Origin of the sequence: Pseudomonas sp. TH06 (genome assembly GCF_016651305.1) — a bacterium.
Classification (GTDB): domain Bacteria; phylum Pseudomonadota; class Gammaproteobacteria; order Pseudomonadales; family Pseudomonadaceae; genus Aquipseudomonas.
This window is the reverse complement of record NZ_JAEKEC010000001.1, coordinates 1,035,406-1,051,502: the sequence shown is the minus strand read 5'-3', so window position 1 is coordinate 1,051,502 and position 16,097 is coordinate 1,035,406. Positions and strand designations below refer to the sequence as shown.

Below are 16,097 nucleotides of genomic sequence, written 5' to 3'. Positions count from 1 at the left end.
ACAAAACCCGGAACAATCCACAGAGGTTGAATCATGGCTGTTAACACCGATCGTGCAGGCAACAAACCGTTGATCGAAAGGCGTTCGATCGACTACATCCCGGAAGCGGAAAGACACGGTCGTCTGTTTAGCCAGTTCACCCTGTGGATGGGTGCCAACCTGCAAATCACCGCGATTGTCACCGGGGCCCTGGCCGTGGTGCTGGGCGGTGATGTGTTCTGGTCGTTGATCGGTCTGTTGATCGGTCAACTGCTCGGCGGCGGGGTGATGGCGCTGCATGCGGCTCAAGGGCCGAAGCTCGGGCTGCCGCAGATGATTTCCAGCCGCGTGCAGTTTGGCGTGTATGGCGCGGCCATCCCGATCGTGCTGGTGTGCCTGATGTACCTCGGCTTCACCGCCACCGGTACGGTGCTTTCCGGTCAGGCGCTGGGCCAGTTGTTTGGCGTCAGCGACACCGTGGGTATCCTGCTGTTCGCCAGTGTCATCGTGGTGGTCACGGTACTCGGTTATCGGGTGATCCACTGGATCGGACGTGTCGCCAGTGTCGTTGGTGTGATCGCCTTCGTTTATCTGTTCAGCCGGCTGATCAGTCAGGTTGATGTGGGCGCACTCCTGCAGATCCGTCACTTCAGCTGGAGCAGTTTCCTGCTCGCGGTATCGCTTGCCGCGTCGTGGCAGATCGCTTTCGGCCCTTACGTGGCTGACTATTCCCGTTACCTGCCGAGCAAGACCTCGGCGGTAAAAACCTTCTTCGCCGCCGGTGCCGGCTCTGTGGTTGGCGCACAAGTGGCGATGATCCTCGGCGTGTTCGCCGCAGCGTCCTCCAACGGCCAGTTCGCCGGTCATGAGGTTGCTTACATCGTCGGTCTGGGCGGCGCCGGTGCCACCGCTGCGCTGCTGTACTTCAGCATCGCGTTCGGCAAGGTGACCATCTCCACGCTGAATTCCTACGGCAGCTTCATGTGCATCGCGACCATCATCAGCGGCTTCCGTGGTCACCTGACCGTTACGCGCATGCAACGTCTGGTGTTCGTGCTGGTGATCGTTGGCGCAGCAACCCTGATTGCCTTGCTCGGTCAGCACTCGTTCCTTGGTGCGTTCAAGTCTTTCATCCTGTTCCTGCTCGCCTTCTTCACACCGTGGAGTGCGATCAACCTGGTGGACTACTACTGCATCACCCGCGAGCGCTACGACGTGCCGGCGCTGGCCGATCCGAACGGTCGCTACGGCCGCTGGAACATCCTCGGGATCAGCGTCTATGTGTTCGGCGTGCTGGTGCAGCTGCCGTTTATCTCCACCAAGTTCTACACCGGTCCGCTGGTGGCAGCGCTGGGTGATGTGGATATCTCCTGGATCATCGGTCTGGTGTTGCCCGCCGCCGTGTATTACGTGTGCGCGAAAAAATGGCACAGCACGGTACCTGATCAACTGATTCTGCCGGTCGAGCAGAACAGCCATGCACAACCTGAAAAAAGCGGGGCCAGTCGCGTAGCGGCGCAGGCCTGATTGGACGTGGACAGGGCTGGATGCCTCTTGACTGCCGTAAGCCCAATTCATGATTAGGAGCGTCACGACAATGAAATCGAACAAGACCCTGCTGACCACATTGCTTTCCATGGGCCTGCTCGCCAGTGCCGGCGCCACTCAGGCCGCCGGCTGGTGCGAATCGGGCAAACCGGTGAAATTCGCCGGGCTGAACTGGGAAAGCGGCATGCTGCTGACCGACGTGCTGCAAGTGGTGCTGGAAAAAGGTTACGACTGCAAGACCGACAGCCTGCCAGGCAACTCCATCACCATGGAAAACGCCCTGAGCAGTAACGATATTCAAGTGTTCGCCGAAGAGTGGGTCGGCCGCAGCGAGGTCTGGAACAAGGCCGAGAAGGCCGGCAAGGTTGTCGGTGTCGGCGCGCCAGTGGTTGGCGCGGTGGAAGGCTGGTACGTGCCGCGCTACGTGATCGAAGGCGACGCCAAGCGCAAGCTTGAGCCGAAAGCCCCTGACCTGAAAAACATCGCTGACCTGGGCAAATACTCCGCTGTGTTCAAGGACGCCGAAGAGCCATCCAAGGGCCGTTTCTACAACTGCCCGGCCGGCTGGACTTGTGAGCTGGACAACAGCGAAATGCTCAAGAGCTACGGTCTGGAAAACAGCTACACCAACTTCCGTCCGGGCACCGGCCCGGCACTGGATGCTGCGGTGCTGTCGAGCTACAAACGTGGTGAACCGATCCTGTTCTACTACTGGTCGCCAACCCCGCTGATGGGCCAGGTCGATCTGGTCAAGCTCGAAGAAAAACCGGGCGTCGACAAGAGTGTAAGCATCAAGGTCGGTCTGTCGAAAACCTTCCACGAACAAGCGCCAGAGCTGGTGGCCGTGCTGGAAAAGGTCAACCTGCCGATCGACCTGCTGAACCAGAACCTGGGCCGCATGGCGAAGGAACGTATCGAGTCGCCAAAACTGGCGAAAATCTTCCTCAAGGAACATCCTGAGGTCTGGCATGCGTGGGTCAGTGACGACGCAGCCAAGAAAATCGACGCGGCGCTGTAGGTCGATACCTCCCGGCTAACCGCGAGGCTGGCCGGGAGATATGCCGTAAACGCTTGATTGAGATTTCTGATTGAGAGCCGCTTATGTTTCCCGAAAGCTTTACCTTTTCCATCGCCGACTGGGTCAACGGTTGGGTCGATTCGCTGGTCACCAACTACGGTGATGTGTTCCGCCATATCTCCGACACCCTGCTGTGGGCCATCGTCAACCTTGAAGGCCTGCTGCGCGCGGCGCCGTGGTGGTTGATGCTGGCGATCGTCGGTGTCATCGCCTGGCATGCCACGCGCAAAGTGCTGACCACGGCAGTCATCGTCGGTTTGCTGTTCCTCGTTGGCGCTGTCGGCCTGTGGGACAAGCTCATGCAGACGCTGGCGCTGATGATGGTCGCGACAATCATTTCGGTGCTGATCGGCATCCCGCTGGGGATTCTTTCGGCGCGCAGCAATCGCCTGCGTTCGGTGCTGATGCCGCTGCTCGACATCATGCAGACCATGCCGAGTTTCGTGTACCTGATCCCGGTGCTGATGTTGTTCGGCCTGGGCAAGGTGCCGGCGATTTTCGCCACCGTCATTTACGCCGCTCCACCGCTGATTCGACTGACCGATCTGGGTATTCGCCAGGTTGACGGCGAGGTCATGGAAGCGATCAACGCCTTCGGTGCCAACCGCTGGCAGCAACTGTTCGGCGTGCAACTGCCGCTGGCCCTGCCAAGCATCATGGCCGGGATCAACCAGACGACCATGATGGCCCTGTCGATGGTGGTGATCGCCTCGATGATCGGCGCCCGTGGTCTGGGTGAAGATGTGTTGGTGGGGATTCAGACCCTCAACGTCGGGCGCGGTCTTGAGGCCGGTCTGGCGATCGTGATTCTCGCAGTGGTCATCGACCGCATTACTCAGGCGTACGGTCGGCCACGGCATGAGGTGAGCAAATGAACAACGCAACCGTGAGCAAGATCGAAGTCAAAAACGTCTTCAAGATTTTCGGCAACCGCGCCAAGGATGCGTTGGCCATGGTCGGTCAGGGCAAGACCAAGGATCAGGTGCTGAACGAAACCGGTTGTGTGGTCGGCGTTAACGACCTGTCGCTGAGCATTGGCACCGGCGAAATCTTCGTGATCATGGGCCTGTCCGGCTCGGGCAAATCGACGCTGGTGCGCCACTTCAATCGCCTGATCGACCCGACCAGCGGCGCGATCCTCGTCGATGGCGTAGACATCCTGCAATACGACATGGAAGCCCTGCGCGAATTTCGCCGGCACAAGATCAGCATGGTGTTCCAGAGCTTCGGCCTGCTGCCGCACAAGACCGTCCTCGACAACGTCGCCTACGGCTTGAAGGTGCGCGGCGAGAGCAAGCAAATGTGCTCGGAACGCGCGCTGCACTGGATCAACACCGTGGGCCTCAAGGGCTACGAAAACAAATACCCGCACCAGCTCTCCGGCGGCATGCGCCAGCGTGTCGGCCTGGCCCGGGCCTTGGCGGCGGACACCGACATCATCCTGATGGACGAGGCGTTCAGTGCGCTGGATCCGCTGATCCGCGCGGAAATGCAGGATCAGTTGCTGGAGCTGCAAAAAACTCTGCACAAGACCATCGTCTTCATCACCCACGACCTCGACGAGGCCGTGCGTATCGGCAATCGCATCGCGATCCTCAAGGATGGCCGTCTGATTCAGGTCGGCACGCCGCGGGAGATCCTGCATTCACCGGCGGATGAGTACGTCGACCGGTTCGTGCAGCGGCGGGCGGCGGTGGTTTGAAATGGATTGCCTTTGTGGCGAGGGGATTTATCCCCGATGGGTGGCGAAGCCGCCCCCAAACATTGCATGCGGTGCACCTGAAACATCCTGGCTGCAGGTTTTGGGGCTGCTGCGCAGCCCATCGGGGATAAATCCCCTCGCCACAGGGTGCATCAACAGAATTGGTATGAGGTTTTAGATGTCCCAGGCTGAAAAAATCGTCATCACCGGCAGCCCCCTGCGTTGGCAGGACGTGGTTGCCGTCGCCCGTCATGGCGCGCAACTGGAACTGTCGAACGAGACCTGGGCGCGCATCGAAAACGCCCAGGCCATCGTCCAGCGCATCGTCGAAAGCGGTGAGCGCGCCTATGGCGTCAACACCGGTCTGGGCGGCCTGTCCAACGTCTCGCTCAAGGACGAACAGCTCAGCCAGCTCTCGCGTAATACCCTGCTCAGCCACGCCTGTGGCGTCGGCCCGGTACTCGCCGACGAGCAGACCCGCGCAATCATCTGCGCCGCCATTCACAACTACAGCCACGGCAAATCCGGGATTCATCGCCGGGTGGTCGAAGGTCTGCTGGCGCTGCTCAATCGCGGCATCACCCCGCAAGTGCCGTCGCAAGGTTCGGTGGGTTACCTGACGCACATGGCGCACATCGGCATCACGCTGCTGGGCGTCGGTAATGTCAGCTATCGCGGGCAAATCACTTCTGCGCAACAAGCGCTGGCCGAAGAAGGCCTGCAACCGGTGCAACTCGGTGCGAAGGATGGTTTGTGCCTGGTCAACGGCACGCCGTGCATGACCGGCCTCAGCTGTCTGGCGATTGCCGACGCGACGCGTCTGGTGCAGTGGGCCGACGTCATCGGTGCCATGAGCTTCGAAGCGCAACGCGGGCAGATCGACGCGTTCGATGCCGAGATCATCGCGCTCAAGCCACATCCGGGCATGCAGCACGTCGGCATCAACCTGCGTGCGTTGCTCGATGGCAGTGAAGTGATTGCGTCGAGCAGAGGCATTCGTACGCAGGACGCGCTGAGCATTCGCTCGATCCCGCAGGTGCATGGCGCCGCACGCGATCAACTGGATCATGCGATCAAACAGGTCGAAGCCGAACTCAACGGTTGCACCGATAACCCGCTGTTACTCGGCACGCCGGAGAATTTCCGGGTGATGTCGCAAGCCAATCCACACGGGCAATCGGTGGCGATGGCAGCGGATCTGCTGGCCATCGCCATGGCCGAAATCGGCTCGATTGCCGAGCGTCGTCTCGATCGTCTGGTCAACCCGCACGTCAGCGGTCTGCCGGCGTTTCTGGTGGCCAATCCGGGCGTGAACTCCGGGATGATGATCGTGCAATACGTCGCCGCGTCGCTGTGTGCGGAAAACCGCCAATTGGCGCAACCAGCGGTGCTCGACAACTACATCACTTCAGGCCTGCAGGAAGACCATTTGAGCATGGGCACCAACGCCGCGCTCAAGCTGCACCGTGCACTGGAAAACTGCACGCAGATCCTCGCCATCGAATATCTGCTGGCGGCGCAGGCGTTTGAATTCCTCAAGGAACAACGCTTCGGCGCCGGCACTGATGTGGCGTGGCGACTGCTGCGTGAAAAGGTCCCGGCCTACGATCAGGATCGTTGGCTGGCGCCGGACATCGCCGCCGCTGCGAGCGTGTTGAAAGACCCGAATCTGCCGCACAACGTGTTACCGAATTTGCACTGACAACTACCCATACCAGCGTGCCAAGGCGTGGATCGTCCACAAGATGAGATACGACGGATAACGGAATGCTCCGGAGCGACTGGTAGTTAATAACAATGTTCAAAAGGAGCATTTTAATGACTGCGCTGAACCTGATTCCCGGCCAACTGAGCCTGGCCCAACTGCGTGACGTCTTCCAGAATCCGGTCAAACTGAGCCTCGACAACAGCGCCTCGGCGCAAATCGAAGCCAGTGTGGCCTGCGTCGAGCAGATCCTCGCCGAGAACCGCACCGCCTACGGCATCAACACCGGTTTTGGCCTGCTGGCCTCGACCCGCATCGCCAGCGAAGACCTGGAAAACCTGCAGCGCTCGCTGGTGCTGTCCCACGCCGCCGGCGTCGGCCAGCCGATCAGCGATGAGCTGGTACGCCTGATCATGGTGCTCAAGGTCAACAGCCTCAGCCGTGGTTTCTCCGGTATCCGCCGCGTGGTGATCGATGCGCTGATCGCGCTGATCAATGCCGAGGTTTACCCGCACATTCCATTGAAGGGCTCGGTGGGTGCTTCCGGCGATCTGGCGCCGCTGGCGCACATGTCGCTGGTGCTGCTGGGCGAGGGCAAGGCGCGCTACAAGGGCGAGTGGATGGAAGCCACTGAAGCGCTGAAAGTCGCCGGCCTGACGCCGCTGACCCTGGCGGCCAAAGAAGGTCTGGCGCTGCTGAACGGCACGCAGGTTTCCACGGCGTTTGCGCTGCGTGGTCTGTTTGAAGGTGAAGATTTGTTTGCCGGCGCAATTGCGCTGGGTGGCCTTACTGTTGAGGCGGTACTCGGTTCGCGCTCGCCGTTCGACGCACGCATTCACGCGGCTCGCGGCCAGAAAGGTCAGATCGATGCCGCCGCCGCTTATCGTGATCTGCTCGGCGAGCGCAGCGAAGTCTCCGACTCGCACCAGAACTGCGAAAAGGTCCAGGACCCGTACTCGCTACGTTGCCAGCCACAAGTCATGGGCGCCTGCCTGACCCAGTTCCGTCAGGCCGCTGAAGTGCTGGCGGTCGAAGCCAACGCCGTGTCGGATAACCCATTGGTATTCGCGGCTGAGGGCGACGTGATTTCCGGCGGCAACTTCCACGCCGAACCGGTGGCCATGGCGGCTGACAACATGGCCCTGGCGATTGCCGAAATCGGCTCGCTGAGCGAACGCCGTATCTCGCTGATGATGGACAAGCACATGTCGCAACTGCCGCCGTTCCTGGTGGCCAATGGCGGCGTGAACTCCGGTTTCATGATTGCTCAGGTAACCGCAGCGGCACTGGCCAGCGAAAACAAGGCGCTGTCCCATCCGCATTCGGTCGACAGCCTGCCGACTTCAGCTAACCAGGAAGACCACGTATCCATGGCCCCGGCGGCTGGCAAGCGCCTGTGGGAAATGGCTGAGAACACTCGCGGGATTCTCGCGGTGGAATGGCTGGCGGCGGTGCAGGGTCTGGACCTGCGCAACGGTCTGAAGACTTCGGGGAAGCTCGAGCAGGCCCGGGCGATTTTGCGTAAGGAAGTGCCGTTCTATGAGAAAGACCGCTTCTTTGCGCCGGACATCAATGCGGCGACTGAGCTGTTGGCGTCGCGGTGCCTGACTGAACTGGTTCCGGCCAAACTTTTGCCTAGCCTGTGATGGACTCTTCGCGAGCAGGCTCGCTCCCACAGGGTTACGCATTCCAAATGTGGGAGCGAGCCTGCTCGCGAAATCGATTTTGAATACTGTGGAGACTAAGGGATGAAAACCCTCTGGCAACACTGCCACGTCGCAACCATGGCGCAAGGCGTCTACTCGATCATCGAGGATGCGGCCATTGTGACGTCCGGTGCGCTCATCGAGTGGATCGGCCCGCGTGATCAATTGCCGTCCGGCGAATACCCGGACGTCAATGATCTGCAAGGCGCATGGGTCACCCCCGGCTTGATCGACTGCCACACCCATACGGTGTTCGGCGGCAACCGCAGCGGTGAATTCGAAAAACGCCTGCAAGGCGTCAGCTACGCCGAAATCGCCGCACAGGGTGGCGGTATCGCCAGCACCGTGCGCGCCACTCGCGAAGCGACTGAAGACGAGCTGTTCACCAGCGCCGCCAAACGCCTGAAAAGTCTGATGCGCGACGGCGTGACCACCGTCGAAATGAAATCCGGCTACGGCCTCGATCTGGCCAACGAACGCAAGATCCTCCGGGTCATCCGGCGCTTGGCCAAAGAGTTGCCGATCAGCGTGCGCAGCACCTGTCTCGCCGCTCACGCGTTGCCACCGGAATACAAGGATCGCGCTGACGATTACATCGATCTGATCTGCACCGAGATGCTGCCGGCACTGGCCGCCGAAGGTCTGGTCGATGCGGTGGATGCATTTTGCGAATACCTGGCGTTCTCGCCGGAGCAGGTCGAACGTGTGTTTGTCGCTGCACAAAAACTCGGTCTGCCGGTGAAACTGCACGCCGAACAACTGTCGTCGCTGCACGGCTCCAGCCTCGCTGCGCGCTATCACGCGTTGTCCGCCGATCACCTGGAGTTCATGGATGAGGCTGACGCCATCGCCATGGCCGCATCCGATACCGTCGCGGTGCTGCTGCCGGGCGCGTTCTATTTCCTGCGTGAAACCCAGTTGCCGCCGATGGACGCCCTGCGCAAGCACAACGTAAAGATCGCCATCGCCAGCGACCTCAACCCCGGCACCTCGCCAGCGCTATCGTTGCGCCTGATGCTGAACATGGCCTGCACCTGTTTTCGCATGACCCCGGAAGAAGCCCTGGCCGGCGCGACGATTCACGCCGCGCAAGCGCTGGGCATGGCCGCCACCCACGGTTCGCTGGAAGTCGGCAAGGTTGCCGATTTTGTTGCCTGGCACATCGATCGCCCGGCGGATCTGGCTTACTGGCTCGGTGGTGATCTGGACAAACGCGTCGTGCGTCACGGCGTCGAATCAAGTCTGTAGGAGAGCGGTTGTGGATAAGGTTCTGAGCTTCAAACAAGGTCGCGTGCCGTTGCTGATCAGCATGCCGCATGCCGGTGTGCGTTTGACCCCGGTGGTCGAGGCCGGACTGATCGCAGACGCAAAAAGCCTGCCGGACACCGACTGGCATATTCCGCAGCTCTACGATTTTGCTGAAGAACTGGGCGCCAGCACCCTGGCCGCCGAATATTCGCGCTTCGTCATCGACCTGAATCGACCGTCCGATGACAAGCCGCTGTACGCCGGCGCCACCACCGGGTTGTACCCGGCGACGTTGTTCGATGGCATCCCGCTGTTCAAGGAAGGGCTGGAGCCCTCGAAAGAAGAGCGCGCGACTTACCTGGAGCAAATCTGGACGCCGTATCACCGCACCTTGCAGGAAGAGCTGGCGCGGCTGAAAGCTGAATTCGGCTATGCATTGCTGTTCGATGCGCATTCGATCCGCTCGATCATCCCGCACCTGTTCGACGGCAAGCTGCCGGACTTCAACCTCGGCACCTTCAACGGCGCCAGCTGCGATCCACAACTGGCCACGCAACTGGAAGCGATCTGCGCGCGTTACGGCGATTACAGCCATGTGCTCAACGGGCGTTTCAAGGGCGGCCACATCACTCGCCATTACGGCAACCCGGCCGAGAACATCCACGCTGTGCAGCTGGAACTGGGCCAGTGCACCTACATGGAAGAGTTCGAACCGTTCCGCTATCGCCCTGATCTGGCCGAGCCGACGCGGGTGGTCCTCAAGGAGTTGCTGCAAGGCTACCTGGCTTGGGGGCAAAAGCACTACGCGCAAAAATAGCGCCTGGCACCCAACCCTTGTAGGAGTGAGCCTGCTCGCGATAGCGGTGTGTCAGTCGCTGAAATATTGCCTGAACCAACGCCATCGCGAGCAGGCTCACTCCTACAAGTTTTTGTGTGCAGCAGACTGTGGTGCATGTCTGACAAGCGGTGACAGCGAGCGAGCATGCTCATTGACGTAAATCGGGTTTATGATGCCCAACGGCAGAATAATAGAAGTCCCCTCAGGGATGACCTCGACCCCTTACGGAGCGCGCAATGCAGACTTTGTTTCCGCAGATCAAACCTCACGCCCGGCACGATCTGGCTGTCGATGACACCCATACACTGTACGTCGACGAAAGCGGTTCACCAGAAGGCTTGCCGGTCGTATTCATCCACGGCGGCCCCGGCGCCGGTTGCGACGCGCAGAGCCGTCGCTATTTCGATCCGAACCTGTATCGCATTGTCACCTTCGACCAGCGCGGCTGTGGCCGCTCCACGCCGCACGCCAGCCTGGAAAACAACACCACCTGGGATCTGGTCGCCGACCTCGAGCGCATCCGCAAACACCTGGGCATCGACAAATGGGTGCTGTTTGGCGGCTCGTGGGGTTCGACCCTGGCGCTGGCCTACGCGCAAACCCACCCTGAGCGCGTACATGGCCTGATCCTGCGGGGGATCTTTCTCTGCCGCCCGCAAGAAATCGAGTGGTTCTATCAGGCCGGCGCCAGTCGTCTGTTCCCTGATTACTGGCAGGACTACATTGCGCCGATCCCGCTGGACGAGCGCAACGACCTGCTCAGCGCCTTCCATAAACGCCTGACCGGCAACGACCAGATCGCCCAGATGCACGCGGCCAAAGCCTGGTCGACCTGGGAAGGTCGCACCGCGACCCTGCGGCCGAATCCGCTGGTGGTCGATCGCTTCTCCGAGCCACAACGCGCCTTGTCGATTGCGCGGATCGAATGCCACTACTTCACCAACAATGCGTTCCTTGAGCCGAATCAACTGATTCGCGACATGGGCAAGATCGCCCATCTGCCGGGCGTGATCATTCACGGTCGTTACGACGTGATCTGCCCGCTCGACAATGCCTGGGAATTACACCAGGCCTGGCCGAACAGCGAGCTGCAAGTGATCCGCGATGCCGGTCATGCCGCGTCTGAACCGGGCATCACCGATGCACTGGTACGCGCCGCGAGCAAAATGGCCCGGCGCTTGCTCGATCTGCCGCCCGAAGAAGCATGAAGGGGCTTTTACAGCGCGTGCAGGGTGCGCGAGTCGAAGTGGCAGGCGAGGTGGTTGGCGCGGTTGATCAGGGTTTGCTGGTGCTGGTAGCGGTCGAACCCGACGACACGCGCGCGAGCGCCGACAAACTTCTGCATAAGCTGCTTAACTATCGTGTATTCAGCGACGCCGAGGGCAAGATGAACTTGTCCCTGGCGGATGTTGGCGGCGGGTTGCTGCTGGTCTCTCAGTTCACCCTGGCTGCCGACACCAAAAGCGGGTTACGCCCTAGCTTTTCCACCGCGGCGCCACCGGCCCTTGGCGAGGAATTGTTCGACTATCTATTAGGCAAAGCGAAACAGGTGCATGGCACTGTGGCATCAGGTAGATTCGGCGCCGATATGCAGGTGCATTTGGTCAACGATGGCCCGGTTACCTTTTTGTTACAGACCTGAAAGCACCTGAAACACCTTTTTAGGAAATTTCGACTGTTTTTAGGGTGTTTTCGCGATAAATACTTTGTTACCCCTGATGCGTTGTCATGCGGGCTACTAGATAATCGCGCGCTACGGGGATCAGCGTTCGTTGGTCCATTTTGACTTAGGTAGAGACTTGTCCGGATCCGATTGGGGAATCATTTTGCCCCAGCGGAGTCGGAACAATGCTCGCCAACCTGGCATATAGATAGCTGGCCGTTGGTTTATTGATCTGTTTTCGGCGAGGGTTGCTCGTGATTGTTAGTCCCTGTAATGCAGCAAAATTGTCTGCCAAACGCATGCGAAGTGCCCTGGTAGCGGGTTCGGCGCTCCTGTGCCTGCTCAGCGCCGGTCAGCTTTGGGCGTTCAATCTTGACGATGTATCGACCAAGGCCAAAGAGCTTGCCGGGCAGAAATTCGAAGCCCCGCGCAGCAACCTGCCGAACGAATTCCGCGATATGAAGTTCGCGGACTATCAGAAAATCCGCTTCCTCACCGAAAAGGCTGAGTGGGCTGATCAGAAGACCCCGTTCAAACTGTCCTTCTATCACCAGGGTATGCACTTCGATACACCGGTGAAAATCAACGAAATCACGGCGAATACCGTCGAAGAGATCAAATACGATCCTTCCCGTTTCGATTTCGGCGACCTGAAATTTGATCCAAAGGCCACTGAACAACTGGGTTATGCCGGTTTCCGTGTGCTGTACCCGATCAACAAGGCCGACAAGCAAGACGAAATCATGACCATGCTCGGCGCGAGCTACTTCCGCGTCGTCGGCAAGGGTCACACCTACGGTCTGTCGGCTCGTGGCCTGGCCATTGATACCGCGCTGCCGTCGGGTGAAGAATTCCCGCGTTTCCGCGAGTTCTGGATTCAGCAGCCGAAGCCGGGTGACAAGCACCTGGTGATCTTTGCGCTGCTCGACTCGCCGCGTGCCACCGGTGCCTATCGTCTGATTCTGCGTCCGGGCAGCGACACCATTGTCGACGTCAAGGCGCAGGTGTTCCTGCGTGACAAGGTCGGCAAACTGGGCATCGCGCCGCTGACCAGCATGTTCCTGTTCGGCGCCAACCAGCCGTCGAAAGTCCTCAACTATCGTCGTGAACTGCACGACTCCAGTGGTCTGTCGATCCATGCCGGCAACGGCGAGTGGATCTGGCGTCCGCTGAACAACCCGAAACACCTGGCCGTGAGCAACTTCAGCGTCGAGAACCCGCGTGGTTTCGGTCTGCTGCAACGTGGCCGCGATTTCAGCCACTACGAAGACCTCGACGACCGCTACGACAAGCGCCCAAGCGCCTGGATCGAGCCGAAGGGCGAGTGGGGCAAGGGCACTGTTGATCTGGTAGAGATTCCGACCGCCGATGAAACCAACGACAACATCGTTGCCTTCTGGAGCCCGGAAACCATGCCGGAGCCAGGCAAGCCTCTGGACTTCGCCTACCGCCTGCACTGGACCATGGACGAAGCGGCGATTCACGCGCCAGACAGCGCCTGGGTTTCGCAGACACTGCGTTCGACCGGTGACGTCAAGCAATCGAACCTGATCCGTCAGCCGGATGGCAGCGTTGCCTACCTGGTCGACTTCGAAGGTCCATCGCTGGCGGCTCTGACCCCGGACGCCGACGTGCGCAGCCAGGTCAGTGTTGGCGACAACGCCGAACTGGTTGAAAACAGCGTGCGCTACAACCCTGAAACCAAGGGCTGGCGTTTGACCCTGCGGATGAAAATCAAGGACGCGAGCAAGTCGACCGAGATGCGTGCCGCGCTGGTGCAGCCTGTCGTGACCGCCGATCTGGCGAAATCGGTGCCGGCGTCCAATTCGTCCGTCGCCAAGGCCGACAAGGTCGCTGCCAAGCAACAAGAGAAACTCGACAAGGAAGCCAAGGCAGCCGAGGCCAAACAGGCTGACGCCAAGCCTGTAGCAGATGCCAAGGACAAGGCCAACAAAGACGCCAAGCAGCCAGCGGCTGCGGACGCGGCCCCAGCCACACCGGAATCGGCACCGACTGAAGAAGTCCTGACCGAGACCTGGAGCTATCAGTTGCCTGCCGATGAGTAACTCTCAAGTACAGCCAGAGACTCTGTCCGAGTATCTGGCGCATCTGCCGATGACCGACGAGCAGCGCGCGGAACTCGCGGGCTGCCAGTCGTTCAGCGAGCTGCACCAACGCTTGTCGTCCTCGACGTTCGACGCCCCTGCCGAAGCCGCCCAGGCTTCGGTGGGCAAGCGCCTGATCCTGAGCACCGCCGAAGAGCTTGAAGACGCGGAGATGCTGGTGCTTGACGCCAGCGGTCGCGTCAGCATGAAGGCGACGCCGCCGATCCGTCGGACCAAAGTCGTGCCGGAGCCATGGCGCACCAATATTCTGGTGCGTGGCTGGCGCCGCCTGACCGGCCGCACCAACCCGCCGCAACCGCCGAAGGACGAGAACGTCCTGCCGGCAGCGCGCTGGCGCACCGTCGGTTCGATCCGTCGCTACATTCTGTTGCTGCTGATGCTTGGGCAGACCATCGTCGCCGGCTGGTACATGAAAGGCATCATGCCGTACCAGGGCTGGTCGTTCGTCGATCTCGACGAAGTCCTGCATCAACCGCTGATGCAAACAGCCACGCAAGTGCTGCCGTATGCATTGCAAACCAGCATCCTGATTCTGTTCGGGATTCTGTTCTGCTGGGTTTCGGCTGGTTTCTGGACCGCGCTGATGGGCTTCCTTGAGCTGCTCACCGGTCACGATAAATACCGTATCTCCGGCAAAAGCGCCGGTAACGAGCCGATTGCCAAGGACGCACGCACCGCACTGGTCATGCCGATCTGCAACGAAGATGTGCCGCGTGTATTCGCCGGTCTGCGGGCGACGTTCGAATCGGTTGCCGCCACTGGTGATCTGGATCGCTTCGACTTCTTCGTTCTCAGCGACAGTAACGACACCGACATCTGTGTCGCCGAGCAACAGGCCTGGCTGGACGTCTGCCGTGAAGCCAAAGGCTTCGGCAAGATCTTCTACCGCCGCCGTCGCCGTCGTGTGAAACGCAAGAGCGGCAACCTCGACGACTTCTGCCGTCGTTGGGGCGGTGACTACAAGTACATGGTCGTGCTCGATGCTGACTCGGTGATGAGCGGCGAGTGCCTGACCAGTCTGGTGCGCCTGATGGAAGCCACGCCGGACGCCGGGATCATCCAGACCGCGCCGCGTGCGTCGGGCATGGACACTCTGTATGCACGCATGCAGCAGTTCGCCACCCGCGTTTACGGCCCGCTGTTTACTGCCGGTCTGCACTTCTGGCAGTTGGGTGAATCCCACTACTGGGGTCACAACGCGATCATTCGCATGAAGCCGTTCATCGACCACTGCGCCCTGGCGCCGTTGCCGGGCAAAGGCGCGTTTTCCGGTGCGATCCTGTCTCACGACTTCGTTGAAGCCGCGCTGATGCGCCGTGCCGGCTGGGGCGTGTGGATTGCCTATGACCTGCCGGGCAGCTACGAAGAACTGCCGCCGAACCTGCTGGATGAACTCAAGCGTGACCGTCGCTGGTGCCACGGCAACCTGATGAACTTCCGTCTGTTCCTGGTTAAAGGCATGCACCCGGTGCACCGTGCGGTGTTCCTGACCGGCGTGATGTCTTACCTGTCGGCGCCGTTATGGTTCTTCTTCCTGGTGCTGTCGACCGCGCTGTTGGCGGTGAACACCCTGATGGAGCCGCAGTACTTCCTTGAACCGCGTCAGCTCTATCCGCTGTGGCCACAATGGCACCCGGACAAGGCGATCGCGCTGTTCTCGACGACCATTGTGCTGCTGTTCCTGCCGAAACTGTTGAGCATCATCCTGATCTGGGCCAAGGGCGCGAAAGAGTTCGGCGGCAAGTTCAAGGTGACCCTGTCGATGCTGCTGGAGATGCTGTTCTCCATGCTGCTGGCGCCGGTGCGGATGATTTTCCACACCCGTTTCGTGCTGGCCGCGTTCCTTGGCTGGGCGGCGACCTGGAACTCGCCGCAACGTGACGACGACTCGACGCCTTGGAGCGAAGCGGTCAAGCGCCACGGCCCGCAAACCTTGTTGGGTTTCTGCTGGGCGCTGCTGGTGATCTGGCTGAACCCGAGCTTCCTCTGGTGGCTGGTGCCAATCGTCGGTTCGCTGATGCTGTCGATCCCGGTATCGGTGATCTCCAGCCGTGTCGGTCTGGGCCTGAAGTCCCGTGACGAGAGCCTGTTCCTCATCCCTGAGGAATACAATCCGCCACAGGCCTTGCTGGCGACCGATCAGTACACCCATGAAAATCGTTACCACGCCCTCAACGACGGCTTCGTCCGTGCGGTGGTCGATCCACAGCAGAACGCTCTGGCGTGCTCGCTGGCGACTTCCCGTCACGGTCAGGCCGAGCCGATCGAGTGGCTGCGTCAGGAACGTGTCCGTCACGCCCTGAAAGTGGGGCCGGCGGCGTTGAGCAATCACGAACGCCTGCAACTGCTGAGCGATCCTGTGGCTCTGGCGCGACTGCACGAGCTGGTCTGGGCGGAAGGTCACGCTGAGTGGCTGGATGCATGGCGGGCTTCGGTGAAAGCTGATCCGCATGCGCCGCTGTTGCCGTTGCGACCGCTGAGCATGCAGGCGCAACCGGCCTGAT

12 protein-coding genes are annotated in these 16,097 nt (G+C 60.5%); all 12 read left to right on the top strand.

Annotated features, from left to right (window positions below):
- The first annotated feature begins 33 nt into the window (after positions 1-33).
- The 12 genes from JFT86_RS04595 (at position 34) to mdoH (ending at position 16,096) form a co-directional block, all read left to right on the top strand.
- Complete coding sequence (locus tag JFT86_RS04595; RefSeq protein WP_201235921.1) at positions 34-1,506, top strand: cytosine permease; 1,473 nt, start codon at positions 34-36, stop codon at positions 1,504-1,506.
- A 70-nt stretch (positions 1,507-1,576) separates the two neighbouring features.
- Positions 1,577-2,545, top strand: coding sequence for an ABC transporter substrate-binding protein (locus tag JFT86_RS04590; RefSeq protein ID WP_201235920.1), 969 nt, complete (start codon positions 1,577-1,579; stop codon positions 2,543-2,545).
- A gap of 83 nt (positions 2,546-2,628) precedes the next feature.
- Positions 2,629-3,480 (top strand): proline/glycine betaine ABC transporter permease, encoded by an 852-nt coding sequence (locus JFT86_RS04585; RefSeq protein WP_201230003.1) that lies wholly within the window; start codon positions 2,629-2,631, stop codon positions 3,478-3,480.
- The gene (locus JFT86_RS04580) at positions 3,477-4,307 is read left to right on the top strand and encodes a glycine betaine/L-proline ABC transporter ATP-binding protein (protein ID WP_201235919.1); all 831 of its coding nucleotides are present in this window, start codon (positions 3,477-3,479) and stop codon (positions 4,305-4,307) included. Before JFT86_RS04585 ends, JFT86_RS04580 begins: the two co-directional genes overlap by 4 nt.
- 178 nt (positions 4,308-4,485) lie before the next feature.
- On the top strand, positions 4,486-6,009 hold the full coding sequence (hutH, locus tag JFT86_RS04575) for a histidine ammonia-lyase (protein ID WP_201235918.1): 1,524 nt from the start codon (positions 4,486-4,488) through the stop codon (positions 6,007-6,009).
- Between the two features lie 116 nt (positions 6,010-6,125).
- Positions 6,126-7,658: a histidine ammonia-lyase gene (hutH, locus tag JFT86_RS04570; RefSeq protein WP_201235917.1), complete on the top strand. Its 1,533-nt coding sequence runs from the start codon at positions 6,126-6,128 to the stop codon at positions 7,656-7,658.
- Between the two features lie 102 nt (positions 7,659-7,760).
- Positions 7,761-8,966 carry an imidazolonepropionase gene (hutI, locus tag JFT86_RS04565; protein WP_201235916.1) on the top strand — a complete coding sequence of 402 codons (1,206 nt, stop codon included), beginning with the start codon at positions 7,761-7,763 and terminating at the stop codon, positions 8,964-8,966.
- Between the two features lie 10 nt (positions 8,967-8,976).
- A complete protein-coding gene (gene hutG, locus JFT86_RS04560) occupies positions 8,977-9,783 on the top strand; it encodes an N-formylglutamate deformylase (protein ID WP_201235915.1) in 807 nt (268 codons plus the stop codon).
- A 257-nt stretch (positions 9,784-10,040) separates the two neighbouring features.
- On the top strand, positions 10,041-11,012 hold the full coding sequence (gene pip / locus JFT86_RS04555; RefSeq protein ID WP_201235914.1) for a prolyl aminopeptidase: 972 nt from the start codon (positions 10,041-10,043) through the stop codon (positions 11,010-11,012).
- Positions 11,009-11,446, top strand: coding sequence for a D-aminoacyl-tRNA deacylase (gene dtd, locus JFT86_RS04550; protein WP_201235913.1), 438 nt, complete (start codon positions 11,009-11,011; stop codon positions 11,444-11,446). The genes pip and dtd overlap by 4 nt, the downstream gene beginning before the upstream one ends.
- Before the next feature lie 320 nt (positions 11,447-11,766).
- Positions 11,767-13,533, top strand: a complete 1,767-nt coding sequence (locus JFT86_RS04545; protein WP_201235912.1) for a glucan biosynthesis protein G — start codon at positions 11,767-11,769, stop codon at positions 13,531-13,533.
- Entirely contained in the window at positions 13,526-16,096 is a 2,571-nt protein-coding gene (mdoH, locus tag JFT86_RS04540; protein ID WP_201235911.1) for a glucans biosynthesis glucosyltransferase MdoH, read from the top strand. The genes JFT86_RS04545 and mdoH overlap by 8 nt, the downstream gene beginning before the upstream one ends.
- Position 16,097 lies beyond the last annotated feature (1 nt).

Excerpts from the sequence above, each read along its gene's own strand:
- JFT86_RS04545 (WP_201235912.1), top strand. The coding sequence starts at position 11,767 with ATGCGAAGTGCCCTGGTAGCGGGTTCGGCGCTCCTGTGCCTGCTCAGC.
- JFT86_RS04585 (WP_201230003.1), top strand. The coding sequence starts at position 2,629 with ATGTTTCCCGAAAGCTTTACCTTTTCCATCGCCGACTGGGTCAACGGT.
- pip (WP_201235914.1), top strand. The coding sequence starts at position 10,041 with ATGCAGACTTTGTTTCCGCAGATCAAACCTCACGCCCGGCACGATCTG.
- hutI (WP_201235916.1), top strand. The coding sequence starts at position 7,761 with ATGAAAACCCTCTGGCAACACTGCCACGTCGCAACCATGGCGCAAGGC.
- JFT86_RS04595 (WP_201235921.1), top strand. The coding sequence starts at position 34 with ATGGCTGTTAACACCGATCGTGCAGGCAACAAACCGTTGATCGAAAGG.
- mdoH (WP_201235911.1), top strand. The coding sequence starts at position 13,526 with ATGAGTAACTCTCAAGTACAGCCAGAGACTCTGTCCGAGTATCTGGCG.
- JFT86_RS04580 (WP_201235919.1), top strand. The coding sequence starts at position 3,477 with ATGAACAACGCAACCGTGAGCAAGATCGAAGTCAAAAACGTCTTCAAG.
- JFT86_RS04590 (WP_201235920.1), top strand. The coding sequence starts at position 1,577 with ATGAAATCGAACAAGACCCTGCTGACCACATTGCTTTCCATGGGCCTG.
- hutH (WP_201235917.1), top strand. The coding sequence starts at position 6,126 with ATGACTGCGCTGAACCTGATTCCCGGCCAACTGAGCCTGGCCCAACTG.
- dtd (WP_201235913.1), top strand. The coding sequence starts at position 11,009 with ATGAAGGGGCTTTTACAGCGCGTGCAGGGTGCGCGAGTCGAAGTGGCA.
- hutH (WP_201235918.1), top strand. The coding sequence starts at position 4,486 with ATGTCCCAGGCTGAAAAAATCGTCATCACCGGCAGCCCCCTGCGTTGG.